Origin of the sequence: Methylobacterium sp. J-001 (genome assembly GCF_022829565.1) — a bacterium.
Taxonomy (GTDB): domain Bacteria; phylum Pseudomonadota; class Alphaproteobacteria; order Rhizobiales; family Beijerinckiaceae; genus Methylobacterium.
Genome location: NZ_JAKSYN010000210.1, coordinates 69,064 through 88,566, shown reverse-complemented (window position 1 = coordinate 88,566; position 19,503 = coordinate 69,064). Strand labels below are relative to the sequence as shown.

Sequence of the window (19,503 nt, the reverse complement as noted above, 5' to 3'; positions counted from 1 at the left end):
AATGCCGCGCTTTGCCGCCAATCTCAGCCTGATGTTCAACGAGGTGCCGTTCCTCGACCGCTTCGATGCGGCGGCGCGCGCCGGGTTCGACGCCGTCGAGTTCCTGTTCCCCTACGAGCACCCGCCCGAGGCCATCGCCGAGCGGCTTCGGGCAAACGGCCTGACCCAGGCCCTGTTCAACCTGCCGCCGGGGGATTTCGCCAAGGGCGAGCGCGGCTTGGCGGCATTGCCTGAACGGTTGGATGAGCTGAAGGCCGGCGTCGATACGGCGCTCCGCTACGCCGAGGCGACCGGCGTCGCCCGGCTGCACCTGATGGCGGGGCTCGCCCCGCACGATGACCCCAAAGCCGCCGAGGCCTATCGCCGGGCGGTGGCCTGGACGGCGGAGCGCCTGGGCGCGGCCGGCCTCGACCTCGTGCTTGAGCCGATCAACAGCCGCAACATGCCGGGCTACTTCCTGAACGATTTCGGCCGGGCCGCGGATCTCATCCGCGCGCTGGCGCTGCCGAACCTGAAGCTGCAGTTCGACCTCTACCATTGCCAGATCCTGCACGGCGACGTGACCATGCGGCTGCGCGCGCTGATGCCGATCGTCGGCCATGTCCAGACCGCGAGCGTGCCCGAGCGGCACGAGCCCGGCACCGGCGAGATGGACGACGCGTTCCTGTTCGACGAGCTGGACCGGCTCGGCTACGCCGGCTTCGTCGGCTGCGAGTACATCCCGGCCGCCGACACCGTGGCCGGCCTCGGCTGGCTCGCCGCCTACAGAGGGAGAGTCCGATGAGTCTCGCGCTGGGATGCGTCGCCGACGATTACACGGGCGCCTCGGACCTCGCCAACACCCTGACCAAGGCGGGCCTGCGCACGATCCAGACCATCGGCTTGCCGGAGGATGACCGGGCCCTGCCGGAGGCCGACGCGGTGGTGGTGGCGCTCAAGAGCCGCTCGATCCCGGCCGACGAGGCCGTGGCGCGGTCCCGCGAGGCGGAACGCTGGCTGCGGGCCCGGGGCGCGGCCCACGTGATGTTCAAGGTCTGCTCGACCTTCGATTCCACGGACGCCGGCAATATCGGCCCGGTGATGGACGCCCTGCGGGACGCGGCCGGCGAGCGCATCGCGCTCGTCACCCCCGCCTTCCCGGAGACGGGACGCAGCGTCTACCAGGGCAACCTGTTCGTCGGCTCGGTGCCCCTGAACGAGAGCCCGCTCAAGGACCACCCGCTCAATCCGATGCGCGACGCCAACCTGGTGCGCGTGCTGGCGCGCCAGAGCGCGGGCGCGGTCGGGCTCATCGACACCGCCACGGTGGCACGGGGCGCCGAGGCGGTGGCGGCCCGGCTCGAAGCCCTGGCCGAAGAGGGCAAGCAGGCGGCGATCGCGGACGCGATCTTCGACAGCGACCTCGAAACCCTCGGCCGGGCGATCATCGCGAGAAAATTCTCGGTGGGTGCCTCGGGGCTGGGGCTCGGTCTTGCCCGCGCCCTCGTCGCCGACGGTCGCGGCACCCGGGATGCGGCCGGCGCCGCCATGGGCGAGCCGGTGGGTGGGGCCACGGCCTGCCTCGCCGGCAGCTGCTCGCAGGCGACCCTCCAGCAGATCGCCGCCGCGGAGGCCCAGATGCCGGTGCTGCGCCTCGACACCGCGGCCCTGCTGGCCGGAGCCGACGCTGTGGCCGAGGCCCTGGCCTTCGCCGACGCACGCCTGGCCGCCGGCCCGGTGCTGATCGCCTCCTCGGCGACCCCCGAGGCGGTCCGGGCCCTTCAGGCTCAGCACGGGGTCGACGCGGTCGGTCACGCCATCGAGGCTGCGCTCGCCGCCATCGCCGAGGGGCTGGTCGCCCGCGGCGTGCGCCGGCTCGTGGTGGCCGGGGGCGAGACCTCGGGCGCTGTGGTCGATCGGCTCGGTCTCCGGGCGTTCCTGCTCGGACCCGAGATCGCCGCGGGCGTGCCGATCCTGCGCAGTGCCGGCCGGCCCGAGCCGATGCTGCTCGCCCTGAAATCCGGCAATTTCGGCGGCACGGACTTCTTCGGGCGTGCCCTGGACATGATGGCCTGACGCGGCAAACCATCGGACGAAGAGGTCTTCCATGCATGCTCTGATTCTCGGCGCCGCCGGCATGATCGGCCGACGCCTTGTCGATGCCCTGGTTGCGGACGGCACGGTTGGCGGCGCGCCGCTCACCGCCCTCACCCTGCTCGACGTGGTGCCGCCCACGGCACCCGCGGGCTTCTCCGGCCCGGTGAAGGCCGAGGCCGCGGATCTCACCGCCCCCGGCGCCGCTGAGGCCGCCATCGCCGAGCGCCCGGAGGTGATCTTCCACCTCGCCGCGGTGGTCTCGGGCGAGGCCGAGGCCAACCTGGAGCTGGGCTACCGGGTCAACCTCGACGGCACGCGGCTGCTGCTTGATGCGATCCGCCGGGCCAACGCCGCGGACGGCTACCGGCCGAAGCTGGTCTTCACCTCGTCGCTGGCGGTGTTCGGACCGCCCTTCCCCAAGGTGATCCCGGACGACTTCATCCTGCGCCCGGCCTCCTCGTATGGCGTCCAGAAGGCCATGGGCGAGCTGATGCTCGCCGACTACGCGCGGCGCGGCTTTTTGGACGGGATCGGCCTGCGGCTGCCGACCATCTGCGTGCGCCCGGGCAAGCCCAACAAGGCGGCCTCGGGTTTCTTCTCCGGGATCATCCGAGAGCCGCTGGCCGGTCAGGAGGCCGTGCTGCCGGTGCCCGAGACGGTGCGCCACTGGTTCGCGAGCCCCGCCGCCGCGGTGGGCTTCCTGATCCACGCGGCCGGGCTCGACCTCGCGGCGATCGGCCCGCGGATCAGCCTGACAATGCCGGGCGTCTCCGCCACCGTGGCCGAGGAGATCGAGGCCCTACGACGCGTGGCCGGCGACAAAGCCGTGGCGCTGATCCGGCGCGAGCCGGACGCGACCATCGCCCGGATCGTTTCCTCCTGGCCGGAGGCGTTCGAGCCGGAGGCGGCGCTCGCGCTCGGCTTCCGGGCGGACGAATCCTTCGACGCGATCGTTGCCCAGCACGTGGCGGAGTTCCACTGCGGCTGAGATTCAGCCGCGGGCGGAGCGGATGTCGGTCCGCGGGAAATCGTCGCCGATATAGAGCAGCGGCACGCCGTGGACCTGCGCGCAGGCATAGGCGAAGCAGTCGCCGAGGTTCAGGCGGGCGGGGTGGCGGCCCTTGCCAAAACGGGCATGGGCGGTGAGGGCGAGGGCGGATTCCACCGCCGAAATCGGCACGATTCGCAGACCAGCGATGCGGATGAACGCGTCGACCTCCGTCTCGGCGTCTGCCACGGAGATCGCCTTCTTGCGCGCCACCGCGACCACCGTCTCGAAGACGGCGATGCCCGATGTGAGCGGCGTCATCGCGCCATCGAGGCAGTCCAGCAGGACGGAACGCTCCGGCTCGGCCGTCAGGATCGCCACGAGAGCCGAGGCGTCGACGAACATCACTCGTCGTTCAGGCTGTCGTAGAACGCCTTGTCGGCCTCCAGGCCCGTGCGCGGTACGGCATCCATCTTGTCGAGCAAGGGTTTCAGGCGTTCCGCGAGCGGCACGCGTCGGCTGCGCCGCGCGATCTCGTTTTTGAGCGCGATTCGCACCGCTTCGGTCTTGCTCACGCCGGCCCGCGATGCCAGCGTCTCGGCCAATTGGTTGACCTCTTCGCTGCGGATGTTGAGCGGCACGACAGCCTCCGTGTAGACGTAGGGAGGCTAGTGCCTACACACCTGAGCCGCAAGCGCGCCACCACCCCGTACAAGGATCCCGATGACCCGCCTCGACGAGGCCCGCGCCGCGCTGAAGAAGACCTTCGGGTACGAGGATTTCCGGCCCGGGCAGGACGAGGTGATCGGCGCGGTTTTGGACGGCGACGACGTGTTCGCCGTGATGCCCACGGGCTCGGGCAAGTCGATGACCTACCAGCTGCCGGCGCTGATCGATGCCGGGTTGACCGTGGTGGTCTCGCCCCTGATCGCGCTGATGCACGACCAGGTGCAACAGATGCGCAGCGTCGGCGTCGAGGCCGCCACCCTCAATTCGTCCGTGTCGGAGGTCGAATCGCGCGAGACCTGGCGCAGCCTGCGCTCCGGGGAGCTGCGCCTGCTGTTCGTCTCCCCCGAACGCCTGCTGATGGAAGGCTGCATCGAGGCCCTGCGCGGCGTCGGGGTTCGGCGGCTTGCGGTGGACGAGGCCCATTGCGTCTCGCAATGGGGGCACGATTTCCGGCCCGAATACCGGGAGATCGCCCGGGCCCGGCAGGCGCTCGGCAACGTCCAGACCCTGGCGCTGACCGCCACCGCCGATGCCGCCACCCGGGCGGAGATCGCCGAGCGGCTGTTCCCGCAGGGGCGCGGCCCGAAGATCTTCGTCCACTCGTTCGACCGGCCGAACATTCGGCTGACGTTCCAGCCCAAGGACAACCCGGCCCGGCAGATCGAGCGGTTCCTGAAGCACCGCCGGGCGGAGAGCGGGATCATCTACTGCTCCTCGCGCAAGCGCGTCGAGCAGCTGGCCGAGACCCTCAAGAAGGACGGGTTCGACGCCCTGCCCTACCATGCCGGGCTCGACCAGGGCACGCGGATGCGCAACCAGGACCGGTTCCTCCAGGAGGACGGGGTGGTGATGACCGCCACGATCGCCTTCGGCATGGGCATCAACAAGCCCGACGTGCGCTTCGTCTGCCATGCCGACATGCCCAACAACGTGGAGGGCTACTACCAGGAGATCGGCCGCGCCGGCCGCGACGGGCTGCCGGCCGACACGCTGACCCTCTACGGCCTCGACGACATGGCGTTGCGCCGCCGCCAGATCGACGAGAAGGAGATTTCCGACGAGCGCCGCCGGGTCGAGCGGCGCAAGCTCGAGGCGATGATCAGCCTGTGCGAGGGCGCCACCTGCCGGCGCCAGTCGCTGCTCGGCTATTTCGGCGAGGCGAGCGAGCCCTGCGGCCGCTGCGACCTCTGCCGCGGCGGCGTCACCCTGGTCGACGGGACCGTGGCGGCGCAGAAGATCCTGTCGGCGATCGTGCGCACCGGCCAGCGCTTCGGCGCGGCCTATATCTGCGACGTGGTCCACGGCAAGGAGAGCGAGCAGGTCCGCCGCAACGGCCACACAAGCCTCAAGACCTTCGGGGTCGGGGCGGACAAGCCGGTGGCCGCCTGGCGGGCGATCCTGCGCCAGCTCTTCGCCGCCGGGGCGATCGCCGAGAACGCCGACGGCTATGGCGGCCTGTCCATGACCGAGAAGGGCGAGGCGATCCTGTTCGGCCGTGAGCCGGTCAAGCTGCGCCCCGATCCGGAGCCGAAGGCCGAATCGCGTGAGCGCCGCCGCACCGCGCCGCGCGAGGAGGGCGAGATCGCGCTCTCGGAGACCGACGAGGCCCTGTTCCAGCACCTGCGCGGCCTGCGCGCCACCCTGGCCCGGGCCGAGGGCATCGCCGCCTTCATGGTATTCCCGGACCGGACCCTGATCGAGATGGCTCGGCAGAAACCTGTCGACCTCTGGGCGCTGCGGGCGGTCCACGGGGTCGGCGAACGCAAGCGCGAGGCCTATGGCGAGAAGTTCGTGGCCGCGATCGGCGAGTTTCTGGCCGCGCCGCCGGCGGCGTGAGCGATGGGCCGGCGCAAGCCCCAGGCAGTTTCACCCTCGGCGCGCCCGGCCGCTTCATGTAGGCAAGCCGCCACCTCGAATCGATCGGACTCGTCATTTCGACACGCATCCCCGTCGCCGACGCACCGGCCCAGCACATGTCCGGAAAGCCGGACGGCGACGCGCCGCGGGTGCTGACCTCCCGCATCGTGTTCTACCTGCCGGGTTTCGATCCGCGCGATCCGGAGACCTATTGGGGCCTGTTCCGCCGCGAGGCCCGGTTCACCGCTGCGCGCCGGGGCGCCGCGATCACGGTCGGCGATCCGGTCCGCTCGGCGGACGGGGTCGAACTCGCGTGGACGGCGGATTCGCGCGGGGTCTCGACCCGCTACGTCCTGCTGCGCTGGGAGGACATCGTCCGCGCCCGCTTCCCGCAATCCGACTGGACGCGGCTCCGGGGTGTGCCGGCTTTGCTCTGGCGGCTGTGGCGGACGGGCTACATGGCGAGCCTGCGCCGGGAGGGCTGGCGCTTCTCCACGGTGATCTTCTGCGTCCACTACATCTACATCGCGCTGGCGCTTCTCAGCCTCGCCGCGGCGGCGGGGCTCGCCGCGCTGGCACCGGCGGCGGCCCAGCCCTGGGCCCTGGTGGCGGTGCCGCCGCTCGCCTACGCGATCCTGGCCGGTCTGATCCGGGCGACCCGTGGCAAGCCGCTCTACGTCCCCCACCTCGTGGACGACACCGCCTTCACGCATTCCTACGCGGCGGGCGAGGCCCCCGAGATTGACCCCCGGCTCGACGCCTTCGCGACGCGCATCCACGCCGCGGAGGGCGAAGCCGACGAGGTGGTGGTGGTCGGCCATTCCTCGTCGAGCTTCCTCGGCATCGAGGTGCTGGATCGGGTGCTCGCCCGCGACCCCGGCTTCGGATGCCGCGGCACGCCGGTCTCGTTCGTGAGCATCGGCAGCGTCATCCCCTGGCTCGGCCTCGACCCGGCCGCCCGCAGATTCCGCGACAGTCTCCTGCGTTTCGGCCGGGCCACGCAGATCGGCTGGCTCGACGTGCGTGCCACCTGGGATTGGCTCTCGATCCACAAGAACAACCCGATCACCGCCTGCGGCCTCGCCCCGCCCGATCCCGCCCGCCCGTCCGTGCGCTGGGTGGCGATCCACGAGCTGATCACCAGCGCCGATGTCGGCCGGCGGCAATGGAACCTGTTCCAGATGCATTTCCAGCTACTGATGGCGAGCCAGCGCGACAGCGGCTTCGACTATCTCGACGTGGTTACCGGGCCGGAGCCGGTGCACGCGCTCGTCGCCGGCTGCCGGGAGGACGGCGCGCCCGGACTCTAGCGTGGCGACCGCGTCATCCGCCCGGCTGTGCGGATCCGTCCGGGCCGGCCCCCAATCCCCAGCCCCGCGCCGGCGGATGTTGCCAGCGCAGGCGCTTCCGCTTTAGAGCCGGGGCAGCCTGAGATCTCAGCCCGGTTCGGGTTCGCCGCGGTATGCGTCTCTCAAGACGGACCGCTCTCTGCCGAGACCTTCGCATGTTCCGCAACGACGTTCCGATCACTCCCGAGCTCGTGGCCCAGCACGGCCTCACGCCGGAGGAGTACGAGCGCTTCCGCGGCCTGATCGGGCGCGATCCGACGCTGACCGAGCTCGGCATCGTCTCGGCGATGTGGAATGAGCACTGCTCGTACAAGTCCTCGCGCAAGCACCTGCGCGGGCTGCCGACCTCGGCGCCCTGGGTGATCCAGGGTCCTGGCGAGAATGCCGGCGTGATCGACATCGGCGACGGGCTGGCCTGCGTCTTCAAGATGGAGAGCCACAACCACCCGAGCTACATCGAGCCCTATCAGGGCGCGGCGACCGGCGTCGGCGGCATCCTGCGGGACGTGTTCACCATGGGCGCGCGGCCGATCGCGGCGCTCAACGCCCTCCGGTTCGGCTCCCCCGACCACCCGCGCACCCGCGGCCTGGTTTCGGGCGTGGTGGCCGGGGTCGGCGGCTACGGCAATTCCTTCGGCGTGCCGACCGTCGGCGGCCTGACCGGCTTCCACCGGCGCTACGACGGCAACATCCTGGTCAACGCCATGGCCGTGGGGCTCGCCCGCACCGACGCGATCTTCTACGCGGCGGCCACCGGGGTCGGGAACCCGATCGTCTATCTCGGCTCGAAGACCGGCCGCGACGGCATCCACGGCGCCACCATGGCGTCGGCGGAGTTCGACGAGGCCTCCGAGTCGAAGCGCCCGACCGTGCAGGTCGGCGACCCCTTCGCCGAGAAGCTGCTGCTGGAGGCCTGCCTGGAGCTGATGGCCTCGGGCGCGGTGATCGCCATCCAGGACATGGGCGCGGCGGGTCTGACCTGCTCGGCCGTCGAGATGGGCGCCAAGGGCGATCTCGGCGTCGAGCTCGACATCGAGAAGGTGCCGGCCCGCGAGGCCGGCATGACCCCCTACGAGATGATGCTGTCCGAGAGCCAGGAGCGCATGCTCATGGTGCTCAAGCCCGGCATGGAGGCCGAAGCCGAGGCGATCTTCGTGAAGTGGGGCCTCGACTTCGCGGTGATCGGCCGGACCACCGACACGCTACGGTTCGTGGTCAAGTGGCACGGCGAGACCGTGGCCGACCTCCCGATCAAGGAACTCGGCGACGAGGCGCCGCTCTACGACCGGCCGCACCGCGCCAACACGCACCTGCCGGTGATCGCCGCATCCAGCGTGCCGGCGCCGGCCTCCCTCACCGAGGCGCTCAAGCGCCTCGTCGGCTCGCCCGACCTCGCCTCGAAGCGCTGGGTCTACGAGCAGTACGATCATTTCATCCTCGGCAACACCGTGCAGAAGCCCGGAGGCGACGCCGCCATCGTGCGGGTCGAGGACGGCCCGAAGGGCTTGGCGCTCACCTGCGACGTCACCCCGCGCTACTGCGAGGCCGACCCGGTCGAGGGCGGCCGGCAGGCGGTGGCCGAGGCGTGGCGCAACATCACCGCGGTGGGCGCCCGTCCGCTCGCCATCACCGACAACCTCAACTTCGGCAACCCGGAGAAGCCCGAGGTGATGGGCCAGCTCGTCGGCTGCCTCCAGGGCATCGGCGAGGCCTGCCGGGCGCTGGACTTCCCGGTCGTGTCGGGCAACGTCTCGCTTTACAACGAGACCAACGGCGTCGGCATCCTGCCGACCCCGACCATCGGCGGCGTCGGCGTGCTCGACGACGTCGAGCGCCACGCCACCATCGCCCTCAAGCGCGAGGGCGACGTGCTGGTCCTGGTCGGCTCTGGCGAGGGCTGGCTCGGCCAGTCGGCCTATCTGGCGGTGATCGAGGGCCGGGAAGAGGGCGCACCGCCGCCCGTCGACCTCTCGCTCGAGCGCCGCAACGGCGACTTCGTGCGCGCCCTGATTCTCTCCGGCACGGTCGACACCGTCCACGACCTGTCCGACGGCGGTCTTGCCGTTGCGCTCGCCGAGATGGCGATGGCCGGCGGCATCGGCGCGGCCCTGCCGGATGTGCCGGTGGACTTGCCCCCCCACGCCTACCTGTTCGGCGAGGACCAGGGCCGCTACCTGCTGGCGGTCGATCCGGAGGCGGCCAGCGACCTGCTCTACAGCGCCTCGGCCCAGGGCATCGACGCGGCCGTGGTCGGGGTCACCGGAACCGACCGTTTGACCCTGCCGGGTGGCGAGACCATATCGCTGTCCGAGCTGAGTGCGGCCCATGAACGCTGGCTGCCCGCCTACATGGCGAGCCAGCCGGCCGCGCCGGCCGCCTGAACCCCTTACGCCCAGGAGTTTTTCGATGCCGATGGATGCGGGCGAGATCGAGCGCATGATCCGCGAAGCGCTGCCCGACGCGCAGGTCGAGATCCGCGACCTCGCCGGCGACGGCGACCACTACGCCGCCACGGTCCTGTCCGCCGCCTTCAAGGGCAAGACCCGGGTGGCCCAGCACCAGATGGTCTACGGCGCCCTCCAGGGCCGGATGGGCGGCGTGCTGCACGCCCTTGCGCTGACCACGGGCGTCCCTCAGGATTAGCGCCCGTTCGCGAGAGTCGTCCCGATGGACCGACCGAGTCTCTACGACGACGACATCGTCACCTGGGCCGAGGAACAGGCTGCGGCTCTGCGCGCGCTCGGAGCCCGCAGCGACCTGTCGAATGCGGTCGACTGGGCGAACGTCGCGGAGGAGATCGAGAGCGTGGGGCGATCCCATTTGCGGGCGGTCGAGGGCCTGCTGATCCAGACGCTCGCCCACCTCTTGAAGCGTGCCTCCGCGCCCCTCGCCCCGTCAAGCTTGCATTGGCGCGAGGAGATCGCGACATTCCAGATCACGGCTTGGAATGCGTACGAGTCGTCGATGAGGCAGAGGTTGAACTGGCCGAGGATCTGGAAATCCGCGGTCACGGCCGCGGAGGCTGGTCTCGGCGCCTTTGGGAACCAGATTCTTCCGGGCCTCCCGAAGGCGTGCCCGATCGCGGCCGAGGACCTTTTGACCGAACGCTTTGATATCGATCAGGCGCTTCGTGTGATCGCCGCCTCAGTTGCACGCCGCTGATCGAGACCGCACATACGAGACCGAAGAACCGAGGATAGAGTGATGACCGACGCCAACGCGACCATCCAGAACGAGATCGCCTCCCAGGACGTGGTGGTGTTCATGAAGGGCACGCCGCAGATGCCGCAATGCGGCTTCTCGGGCCAGGTGGTGCAGATCCTCAATTACCTCGAAGTGCCGTTCAAGGGCGTGAACGTGCTGGCCGATCAGGGCATCCGCGAGGGCATCAAGGCCTTCTCGAACTGGCCGACCATCCCGCAGATCTACGTGAAGGGCGAGTTCGTGGGTGGCTGCGACATCACCCGGGAGATGTTCCAGTCGGGTGAGCTGCAGACCTTCCTGGCCGAGAAGGGCGTCCCCGTAAAGACCGCCGCCGCCTGATCTTTCGGGACTCGGCTTGACGGATGAGGGCGCCTCCGGGCGCCCTTTTTCGCGCCCGGTCACCCTCGCTCTGCGTCGGGTCACCCGTGGGCGGGGCGCATTCGCGTTCGCCGGCGCGATCGCCTATATCAGAACCGTTCCATGCCCAGACGCCGTCGATCTCCGTGTGACCGGCGGCGTCTGGGCCTTTGTCGTGACGCGCTCTCTTTCGCCGAACCGGCTTCCACTTCGGCGGAGAGCGCTCTGAGGATAGATCGATCATCATGGCGACGCCGTCGCTCGACAGCGCCCGCGCGGCCGAACCCGCGATCGAGAAGGCGCCCGATTTCCAGCCCGCGCTGCTCCCCGGGCGGCCCCCGTCCCTGGTCGGGCTCACCCGCGACGCGCTCAAGGCGCAGCTCATCGGCATGGGCGTGCCCGAGCGCGAGAGCCGCATGCGGGCCGGCCAGATCTGGCACTGGGTCAATTTCCGCGGGGCGACCGACTTCGCCGAGATGACCAATGTCGGCAAGGGGCTGAAGGCCGAGCTCGCGCGGCACTTCACCCTGGAGCGGCCGGAGGTCGCCAGCCGCCAGGTCTCCCGCGACGGCACCCGCAAGTGGCTGCTGCGCATGGCGCCGACCAACCCGCAGGAGCACAATCGCGGCGCCGAGATCGAGTGCGTCTACATCCCGGGGCCGGACCGAGGCACGCTCTGCGTGTCGAGCCAGGTCGGCTGCACCCTCACCTGCTCGTTCTGCCACACCGGCACGCAGCGCCTCGTGCGCAACCTGTCGTCCGCCGAGATCGTACAGCAGCTCGTCACCGCCCGCGATGAGCTCGGCGACTGGCCCGGTCAGATGCCGAGCCGCGACGCCTCCGGCGCCGGCGAGGCCGGGCGGCTCGTGACCAACATCGTCTTCATGGGCATGGGCGAGCCCCTGTACAATCTCGACGCGGTGATCGACGCGGTGGGCGTGATGTCGGACCAGGAGGGGCTCGGCCTCTCCCGGAGGCGGATCACGGTCTCCACCTCCGGGGTGGTGCCGCAGATCCCCCGGCTCGGCGAGGCGGCCAATGCCATGCTGGCGATCTCGCTCCACGCCGTGCGCGACGACCTGCGCAACGAGCTGGTGCCGCTCAACCGGAAATATCCGATCGCCCAGCTGCTCGAGGCCTGCCGAACCTATCCGGGCGTGAGCAACGCCCGCCGCATCACCTTCGAGTACGTGATGCTGAAGGGCGTCAACGATTCGGATGCGGATGCGCGCGAGCTGGTCCGCCTGCTCAAGGGCATTCCGGCCAAGATCAACCTGATCCCGTTCAATCCCTGGCCCGGCAGCCGCTACGAATGCTCGGACTGGGACCGAATCGAGCACTTCTCCGAGATCGTGTTCAACGCCGGCTACGCCTCGCCGGTGCGCACGCCCCGCGGCCGGGACATCCTGGCCGCCTGCGGCCAGCTCAAGAGTGAGACCGAGAAGCTGCGCGCCCGGGCCCGGCTGATGCAGGAAGAGGGCATCGGCGCAGAAGGATTCTACGCGGGCCTCGACGACTGAGGCGGTCACGGTTTCGAAAGGCCCGAGACCTTTCGTGGGTGCAGGGCAAAGCCCTGCCGCCGGGCTTGGCCCGGTGTCGGGCTCCGCCCTGACGACCCGCCAAAGGGCAGTGCCCTTTGGAATCCCGGGGTCACGCCGCGATCCGCTGCCCGTCCGCCCGACGCAGGGGCGCGTCCTCGGCACCGACCCATTCCGTGCGGTGCCGCGGCAGGGCTTCCGGATGCTCGGCCTGCAGCCAGGTGATCATCGCCTCGCGGATCACGCAGCGCAGGTCCCAGGCTTGGGGCGCGTTGCGGGCGCTTACCAGCATCCGGATCTCGATGGTCGATTCCTTGGCGTCCGAGACTTGGAGGTTGACCACCTTGCCGTCCCAGAGCGGCGTGGCGGCGGCGATCTCGGAGAGTTTCTCGCGCATCCGCGCCACCGGGGCACGGTGGTCGACGTACAGGAACACGCTGCCGATCAGCGAGGCGCCATCGCGGGTCCAGTTCTGGAACGGCTTCTGGATGAAGTAGGTCAGCGGCAGCACCAGCCGGCGCCAATCCCACAGGCGCACCACCACATAGGTGGAGGTGATCTCCTCGACCCAGCCCCACTCGTTCTCGACGATGATCGCATCCTCGATCCGGATCGGCTGGGTGATGGCGATCTGGATGCCGGCCACGAGGTTCGACAGGACCGGCTGCATGGCCAGGCCCAGGATCAGGCCGGCGGCGCCCGCCGAGGCCAGCAAGCTCACCCCGTACTGGCGCACCGGCTCGAAGGTCATCAGCGCCACCGAGACGGTGATGAGGCCGACCAGGGTCACGGCGGCCCGCTCAAGGATGCGCATCTGGGTGAAGTGCTTGCGTGCCAGCAGATTGTCCTCGGCGTCGAGCTTGAACCGGCGCAGGTAGATCACCGTGGCGATGTGGAGCGCGGTGGCGCAGCACCAGCCGGTCAGGGTCACGAAGGCGACCAGCAGGATCTGGTTGAGGGCGATCCGCACCTCCCAGGACAGGTGCACCGTGGTCGAGGCGAGGCTGATCGCCACCACGATCAGGCCGAGCCGGCTCGGACCGTGGGTGCGGGAGACGAGGGAGCGCCAGAACAGGCTCTTGCCCGCCACCGCCCGCTTCAGCGCCCGGTAGGCGACGCCGTGCAGCGGCATCACCACGGCACAGCAGGCGACGATCACGATCAGGCTTTCGGCCCACCACGGCAGATAGGCCAGCACGGAGGCGGCACGGCCTGCCAGGGCATCAAGGTCCGGCATCGGGCATAACCTCCACGGGTTCCGAACGGGACCTGGAGGAATGGGTCGCGCCGGTCAGGGTTCCGCATCGCACCATGCCGGCGCTGCAACGCAGCAGCCTGGTGAGGGCGCGGCCGCACGGTTGCGTTTCGGCGGCCCGCTCGGGCATTCGCGCGCCTGTCCGTGACGCGCGAACGCAATCCTGCGTGCTACCGCGCCACGCCGATCTCGACGCTCCCGGCGCCGGTCCGGCCGAACCGCGCCGGGCGGTACATGTCCTCCACCGAGGCGCCCGGATGCACGTAGGTGCCCGGTGAGACCGCCCGGACCGTGTAGGCCACGGTGAAGAACGCCGGCTGGCTCGGGTCGCGGTCGTAGGCGGCTACGAACCGGTCGTCGCGGAACTCGGTGTGGACCGGTTGCACATCGGATTTGGCGAAGGCGAGGCCCTGGAGGGCGTCGGCATCGAGCAGCTTCGGGTTGTCGATCTCCAGCCCCGCCGGCAGCGGATCGACCAGCAGGAGCCGGGCGGCCTGCGCCTTGTCCTCGGTGACCTTGAGCACCACCACGAGCCGGTCGTTCTGGTGCAGGCCCTGAGCCGGATCGATCAGGCTGCCGTCCAGCCGGTGGAACGTGCGCGCGATCGTGTAGCCCTGCGCGGCAGCGGGCTCAGGGATCAGCGGGCTGCCGGTCACCCCCAGCACCACCTGCACCGGAGCCCGGCCGGTATTGGTGAGTTCGACGCTGCGGCCGTCCAGCGCCGCGCCCCGGTAGATCCGGGCGAGCGCCCCGGTCCGCACCGCACCGTCGAGGCTGAAGGACAGCGCGTCCGCCTCCTTGGACAGGCTCTCGGCGGCGAGCACCAGCCAGGCATTCTCCTGGGTGCTGGTCGCGCGGGTGTCCTGCCGCTCCTCGCCGATGAGGGCGGCCACCGGGGCCAGGGCGGCCTGGGTCAGCCCGCTCTCCGCCGCCAGAGCGATCAGTCCGGCCCCGTCGCGCAGGCGGGAGCCGTAATCGGCCCGGTAGAGGCCCGCATCCCGCCGGGACTTCAGCGCGGCGAGCGCCGAGTCCATCACCGTGACGGCGCGGCCCCGGTCGCCCAGCAGCGCCAGGGCGGCGGCGAGCTGCGCCCGGGCGAGCCCGGTGGCGAAGGCGTCGAGCTTGGTGTCGGCGAGGTAGCGTAGGTCGCCCATCACCGGCCGGCCGTTGCGGGCCAGGGCGTAGGCCGCGTAGGCGAGGTCGGCGCCGCCGTCCCGCACCTCCGTGGCGTTGGCGACACTGTTGCGCAGGCGGTCGAGGGCCTGGGCGAAGGCCCCCTGGGGCACCGCGAAGCCGCGCTCCCGGGCGCGGGTGAGGAAGTCGCTCACGTAGGCATCGAGCCAGAGGTCGCCCGAGCCCTGCGCCGACCACAGGCCGAAATCGCCGCTCGCATCCTGGCGGGCGAGCAGCCGCTCGATCGCCTCGCGCACCCGGTCGTCGACGCTGCCGTCGAGGGCGAGCTTGTCCAGGGCGGCCAGGCGGTTGACGTAGAGCAGCGGCATCGCCCGGCTGACGATCTGCTCCGAGCAGCCATAGGGATAGCGGTCGAGGGCCTGGAGCAGGGCGGGCACGTCGAGGCCGGGCAGCGCCGAGGCCGAGAGCGAGACGCTGCCGGTCCCGGGCAGCAGGTCGGCCAGCAGGTCCGCACTGACGGTCAGGCCGGTCCCGGGGGCGAGCGTTCGGACCGAGCGGCGCAGCAGAGCCCCGGTCCCCGGCAGCACGCCGAGCGAAAAACTCTGGCTCAGGGTGCCGTCGAGGCCCGGCCCCGACAGGGCGAGGTCGAGCCGCGCCGGGCCGGGGCCCGCGGCGGTGAGCGGGATCGCCACCTGGCCCCGGCCCCCGGCCTCCAGCCGGATCGTCTGCCGCAACGCGCTTGCGCCGATCAGGATCGGGCCGGAGGGGGCAATATCCACCGTGTAGTCGCCGGCCCGGCCCTCGACATTGTCGAGGGCCACGAACAGGCGTGAGCGGTCGCCGGTATCGAGGAAGCGCGGCAGGGTCGCGGCGAGCACAACAGGGTCGCGGATGATCACGTCCGCCTGCGCCTGGCCCACCCGGTCGCCGCTCCAGGCGGTGACCATCACACGGCCGGTGCCGTTGAAGGCCGGCAGCGGGAAGGTGACGCTGGCGGCGCCGTCCGGCCCCACGGTCACGACGCCCGAGAACAGGGCGAGCGGCGCCTGGGTCGGCGGCGCGTCGGCGAGCTCGCCGCCGCCCGCGTCGCCGCCGGAGCGGATCGCCCCGGCCGAGCCCTGCATGCCGTCGATCAGGTAGCCGTAGAGGTCGCGGAATTCCGGCCCCAGGGCCCTCTGGCCGAGGAAGTACTGGGTCGGGTTCGGCGCCTCGTAGCGGGTCAGGTTGAGGATGCCGACATCGACCAGCGCCACGGTGATCCGCGCCGCCTCGCCGGGCTTCAAACCGGTGAGCTGCACCGGGAGGGTCAGGTCCTGGCGCGGGCGGGCCCACTCCGGCGCCTTCACGGCCACGCCGAGGCTGCGCTGCGCGCGATCCACCGAGAACCAGGCGAGCCCCAGCGCCCGGCCCGGCAGGCGCTTGGCCGCCTGGTCGAGGGGCCGGTAGGCGGTGGCGACCAGATAGGCGCCCGCGCCCCAAGCGGCCTTGACGGGCAGGCTCACGGTGGTGCCGCCCGCCGGAACGCTGACTTCCACAGTCTCGTGCACCCGGTCGCTGACGACCATGAGGCTGGCCTGGCCCTTGAACTTCGGGCTGAGCGTGGCCCGCAGCGTATCGCCCGCGGCATAGGCGGCCTTATCGAGGGTCAGGTCGAGCAGGTCGGGCGCATCCGCGGTCTCGGAGCCGCCCCAGCCGACCTCGAAGCCGAGGCTGGCGGTGGCCTCCGGGGCGCCAGCCGTGGCGAGCTCCAGCCGGTAGCGGCCGACTTGGCCTACCGGCGCCTCGATCCGGCCCGGGGCCCCGGCCGCGAGATCGAGGCTGCCGCTGGCGACCCGCCGGCTGGTCTTGACCGCCTCGAACGACCAGCGGCCATCCGCGCGATACCATTGGTAGGTCCGCTCCACCCGCGACAGGGTCCAGGTCACCCCGGGCCGGGCCAGCAGCGTCCCGTCCGGGGCGGTGAAGACCGCGTCGAAGGCGGCGCGGTCGCCCTCCTTCAGCTCCGAGAACGTCTTGCGGAGGGCCAGCACCGGCCCGGCCGGCAGGATCGGCAGGGTCAGGCTGCGCGACAGCGCCCGGCCGCCGGGCTCGCCCACCGCGAGGGTGATCTTAGCCTCCAAAGGCCGGGGCGCGGCCACCTCCGGCAGGGGCACGGTGACGGTGGCGTGCCCTTGCGCGTCCGTGGTGGCGTGGGTCGCGAGCTCCTGCACGCTCGGCTCCACGGCCTCGTCGTCGAGGCCGGTCGTGTAGCCTGCCAGGCCCTTGATGCCGCTGCCGGAGGCCGCCTGCACGACGACGCTGCCCGACACGTCGAGCCCCGCACCCGGGGCGCCGTAGAGGTAGCGCGCGGCGACATCGACCTGCGCCGCCTCGCCCCGGCGCAGCGCGGCCTGGGCGGCCTTGAGGGTCACCTCCAGGCGCTCGGGGACGTAATCCTCCACCAGGAAGCTGGTCGTGCCCAAAGCCGGGGCCTTCGGGTCGGTATAGGCCGAGACCCGCCAGGTGCCGTGCATGGCCCCCGACAGCAGCGGCAGGGGCAGCGCCCGGCCGCCGAGCCCCTGGTCCGGCACCGAGACCCGGCGATACTCGACCCCGTCCGGGCGCTTCACCACCAGGGTCAGGGGCAGGTCCGGCACCGCCGCGTTGCGGGGATCGCGCAGCAGGGCGGTGATCTGCACCGTCTCGCCCGAGCGGTAGACCCCGCGCTCGGTGAACAGGTAGGCGTCGAGCCCGCCGGTCTCGGGGCGGCCCTTCACGCCCCGGTCGGTCAGGTCGAAGGCGCCGAGGTTGAGGTCGAGGAAGCCGTAATCGTCCCCCGCCTGGGCGACCACCAGGCTCGGCGCGGTCCCGCCCTCCCCGCGGGCGAGGCCCGGATCGAAGGCGGCATGCCCCTGCGCGTCGGTCTTGGCGGTGCCCAGAACCTCGTTGTTGCGGGCGATTAGCCGGATCGCGGCCCCCGGCAGCACTTGCGCGGAGGCGAGGGAGCGCAGCACCACGTGGACCCCGTCCCGCCCCTTGGTGGCGGTGAGCCCGAGATCCGAGACCACGAACCACTGGGTCGCCTGGGTCTCGTAGCTGTCCTCGTCCGGCGCGGCCGTGCCGGAGGGGCGGGCCAGCATCACGTAGAGGCCGGGCTCCAGCTTGCCCAACGCCTGCAGGACCGGGAAGGCGGTCACAGCCTCCTGGTTCAGCTCGGCCTTGGCGGTGTCGAGGGTGCCCTTCCAGACGCGCACGCCCTTCTCGGCCGCGATCGACCGGGCGGTCGCGCCGCTGAGCTGGCCCAGAAAATCCTCCGTGCGCAGGGTCGGCAGCAGGCCGCGGTCGCCGATCCGCAGGACCTCCAGGTCGAGCTTCGGGGTGTTCACCGAGATCAAGGGCACGCCGGCCTGGCCGGTGCGCGGCAGGACGTAATTGCGCCCGGTGAACCGGACCTGCGGGGCGCGGTCACGGACGTAGATCTCGTAATCGGCGGCTTTGAGCAGGGGCTCGCCCACCGTCGACGGCAGGCCCTGACGCAGGACCACCGCGTAGCGGCCGCCATGCTTCAGCCCGTCGATGCAAACCTGCGAGCCCTCCGCCGTCACGGCGGCGCTGCTGCTGCCCGAGACCGCCACGTAGGGGGCGTAGTCGGTTTTGGGCAGAACCGGCTCCGAGACGGTGAAGCACAGGCGCGGGGCGGCGGCGTCCGAATCGACCTTGTAGTCGAGCACCCGGAAGCCGTGCTCGGCGCGCAGGGTCTCGTAGGTCCGGCGGATCCCCGCGTCGCCGTCGAGGGCTAGGCTGGCCGCGTAGGCGTTCAGGGACGGCCGCCAGGACGCTTGTCCGGCCTCCAGGGCGGCGAGCTGGGCCAGGGATGCCGCCGCGTCGGCGGGCGATCCGGAGCGCTCGTAGGCCCGGTAGGCCGCGGCGGCGGCCCGGTCCCTCAGGCGGGCCCGGCCCTGATAGTCGTTCTCCTCCAGGGTCTCGACCGCCGCCGCGGCGGCTCGGGCATAGGCCTGCCAGGCGCGGATATTGGCCGGATCGGCCGCCACGGCCGTGGCGAGCGGGGCTAGTGCCGCGTCCGGCTTGTCGGCGGCGAGCAGCGCCTGCCCGGCGGCGAGGGACTGGCCGGCGGGCTTGAGCGGCCCCCCGGCCTCGGCCTTGAGCGCCGCCTCGAGCCGCACGGCGGCGCTGGCGAGATCGTCCCGGACGAACTGTTTCTCGAAGGCGGGCGCCTGAACCGCCGCCGGCCGCGGCGCGGCCCGGGGCTTCGGCGCCGTCTGGGCGAGGGCCGACCCGCAGGCCAGGCCCGCCAGAAGCGCTACAGCACCCGCAAGCCGGTTCCGCCACGCCATACGCCTGCCCTCGTCGGCCCCGGATCCCGGACGATTCGCCCAGGGATCGGACGGGCGGGAGCCTAGCACCTGCGGGTCCGGCCGCAACGCTCTGGATGCGTGTTCCGAGCTGCTCCGCGGCGCCTTTTTAAAGGGCTACGGCCGCGACAGGGTCGAGGCACAAGGGGCTTTTGCAGGCCGCGACGCACCCACGCGCTCTCCCTCCCCCGCAGAGGGGGGAGGAAGACGCGCTTGGGTGTAGACTTGGCCCACATCCGGCAGCGATGTGTGAACATCGGAGCTCGCACGGGAGAGGAACCCGCGCCTGTCACGGGGAACGGCGCGGCCGGTCGTGCCGCGCCATCACGACGGACGCAAACCGAAACCAAAAAACCGGATTAAAATGCCTTGAGCACCTGCTCGGTGTGCTCCACCGAGACCGGCCCGGCGAAGCAGTGCGAGACCAGGGCGCGGTAATCCTGCCAGGGCTGCGAGCCGGTGAAGTCCTTGGTGTGGGCTTCCAGCGTGTCCCAGTGAATCATCAGGCGGTAGCGCTGGGGATGCTCAATCGAGCGGCGCACCTCGAAGGCGCGGCAGCCCTTGGCGACCTTGAAGATCGCCGAGGCCTCGGCGATGCCGGCCTCGAACGCCGTTTCTAGGCCGGGCTTGATCTCGATCTGTGCGATTTCGAGGATCATCGTGT

The 19,503-nt window shown here is 71.1% G+C and carries 15 protein-coding genes; 10 read left to right on the top strand and 5 right to left on the bottom strand.

Going from position 1 to position 19,503, the window contains the following annotated elements; genetic code table 11:
• The first annotated feature begins 1 nt into the window (after position 1).
• Genes otnI through denD form a run of 3 tightly spaced genes read left to right on the top strand, consistent with a single transcriptional unit; the run spans position 2 to position 3,064 of the window.
• Entirely contained in the window at positions 2 to 784 is a 783-nt protein-coding gene (otnI, locus tag MKK65_RS27780) for a 2-oxo-tetronate isomerase (RefSeq protein ID WP_243961369.1), read from the top strand.
• Positions 781 to 2,055 carry a 3-oxo-tetronate kinase gene (otnK, locus tag MKK65_RS27775; protein ID WP_243961368.1) on the top strand — a complete coding sequence of 425 codons (1,275 nt, stop codon included), beginning with the start codon at positions 781 to 783 and terminating at the stop codon, positions 2,053 to 2,055. The genes otnI and otnK overlap by 4 nt, the downstream gene beginning before the upstream one ends.
• 31 nt (positions 2,056 to 2,086) lie before the next feature.
• Positions 2,087 to 3,064, top strand: a complete 978-nt coding sequence (gene denD / locus MKK65_RS27770) for a D-erythronate dehydrogenase (RefSeq protein ID WP_058193521.1) — start codon at positions 2,087 to 2,089, stop codon at positions 3,062 to 3,064.
• 3 nt (positions 3,065 to 3,067) lie between these two features.
• Here the strand turns inward: denD and MKK65_RS27765 are convergent, their stop codons facing one another.
• Both MKK65_RS27765 and MKK65_RS27760 read right to left on the bottom strand, forming a co-directional pair.
• Complete coding sequence (locus MKK65_RS27765) at positions 3,068 to 3,469, bottom strand: type II toxin-antitoxin system VapC family toxin (RefSeq protein ID WP_058193522.1); 402 nt, start codon at positions 3,467 to 3,469, stop codon at positions 3,068 to 3,070.
• Positions 3,469 to 3,705: a type II toxin-antitoxin system VapB family antitoxin gene (locus MKK65_RS27760; protein WP_058193523.1), complete on the bottom strand. Its 237-nt coding sequence runs from the start codon at positions 3,703 to 3,705 to the stop codon at positions 3,469 to 3,471. The genes MKK65_RS27765 and MKK65_RS27760 overlap by 1 nt, the downstream gene beginning before the upstream one ends.
• Before the next feature lie 82 nt (positions 3,706 to 3,787).
• Between MKK65_RS27760 and recQ the strand changes: the two genes are divergently transcribed.
• From recQ to rlmN, 7 genes are all read left to right on the top strand, one after another.
• Positions 3,788 to 5,629: a DNA helicase RecQ gene (gene recQ / locus MKK65_RS27755; protein ID WP_243961367.1), complete on the top strand. Its 1,842-nt coding sequence runs from the start codon at positions 3,788 to 3,790 to the stop codon at positions 5,627 to 5,629.
• Between the two features lie 137 nt (positions 5,630 to 5,766).
• Positions 5,767 to 6,960 (top strand): hydrolase, encoded by a 1,194-nt coding sequence (locus tag MKK65_RS27750; RefSeq protein ID WP_243961366.1) that lies wholly within the window; start codon positions 5,767 to 5,769, stop codon positions 6,958 to 6,960.
• A 194-nt stretch (positions 6,961 to 7,154) separates the two neighbouring features.
• Positions 7,155 to 9,380 carry a phosphoribosylformylglycinamidine synthase subunit PurL gene (gene purL / locus MKK65_RS27745; protein WP_058193526.1) on the top strand — a complete coding sequence of 742 codons (2,226 nt, stop codon included), beginning with the start codon at positions 7,155 to 7,157 and terminating at the stop codon, positions 9,378 to 9,380.
• Positions 9,381 to 9,405: 25 nt separating this feature from the next.
• Positions 9,406 to 9,642 (top strand): BolA family protein, encoded by a 237-nt coding sequence (locus tag MKK65_RS27740; RefSeq protein WP_007568343.1) that lies wholly within the window; start codon positions 9,406 to 9,408, stop codon positions 9,640 to 9,642.
• Between the two features lie 24 nt (positions 9,643 to 9,666).
• Positions 9,667 to 10,161, top strand: coding sequence for a DUF29 domain-containing protein (locus MKK65_RS27735; RefSeq protein WP_058193527.1), 495 nt, complete (start codon positions 9,667 to 9,669; stop codon positions 10,159 to 10,161).
• Positions 10,162 to 10,203: 42 nt separating this feature from the next.
• Positions 10,204 to 10,542: a Grx4 family monothiol glutaredoxin gene (gene grxD / locus MKK65_RS27730; protein ID WP_058193528.1), complete on the top strand. Its 339-nt coding sequence runs from the start codon at positions 10,204 to 10,206 to the stop codon at positions 10,540 to 10,542.
• A gap of 263 nt (positions 10,543 to 10,805) precedes the next feature.
• Complete coding sequence (rlmN, locus tag MKK65_RS27725; protein ID WP_058193529.1) at positions 10,806 to 12,080, top strand: 23S rRNA (adenine(2503)-C(2))-methyltransferase RlmN; 1,275 nt, start codon at positions 10,806 to 10,808, stop codon at positions 12,078 to 12,080.
• Positions 12,081 to 12,210: 130 nt separating this feature from the next.
• Here rlmN and MKK65_RS27720 read toward each other — a convergent pair whose 3' ends face one another.
• The 3 genes from MKK65_RS27720 to MKK65_RS27710 all read right to left on the bottom strand — a co-directional run bounded on the left by MKK65_RS27720 (position 12,211) and on the right by MKK65_RS27710 (position 19,498).
• Complete coding sequence (locus MKK65_RS27720; protein WP_243961365.1) at positions 12,211 to 13,335, bottom strand: mechanosensitive ion channel family protein; 1,125 nt, start codon at positions 13,333 to 13,335, stop codon at positions 12,211 to 12,213.
• 188 nt (positions 13,336 to 13,523) lie between these two features.
• Positions 13,524 to 18,821, bottom strand: coding sequence for an alpha-2-macroglobulin family protein (locus MKK65_RS27715; protein ID WP_243961364.1), 5,298 nt, complete (start codon positions 18,819 to 18,821; stop codon positions 13,524 to 13,526).
• 377 nt (positions 18,822 to 19,198) lie between these two features.
• On the bottom strand, positions 19,199 to 19,498 hold the full coding sequence (locus MKK65_RS27710; RefSeq protein WP_243961362.1) for an antibiotic biosynthesis monooxygenase family protein: 300 nt from the start codon (positions 19,496 to 19,498) through the stop codon (positions 19,199 to 19,201).
• Positions 19,499 to 19,503: the final 5 nt, after the last annotated feature.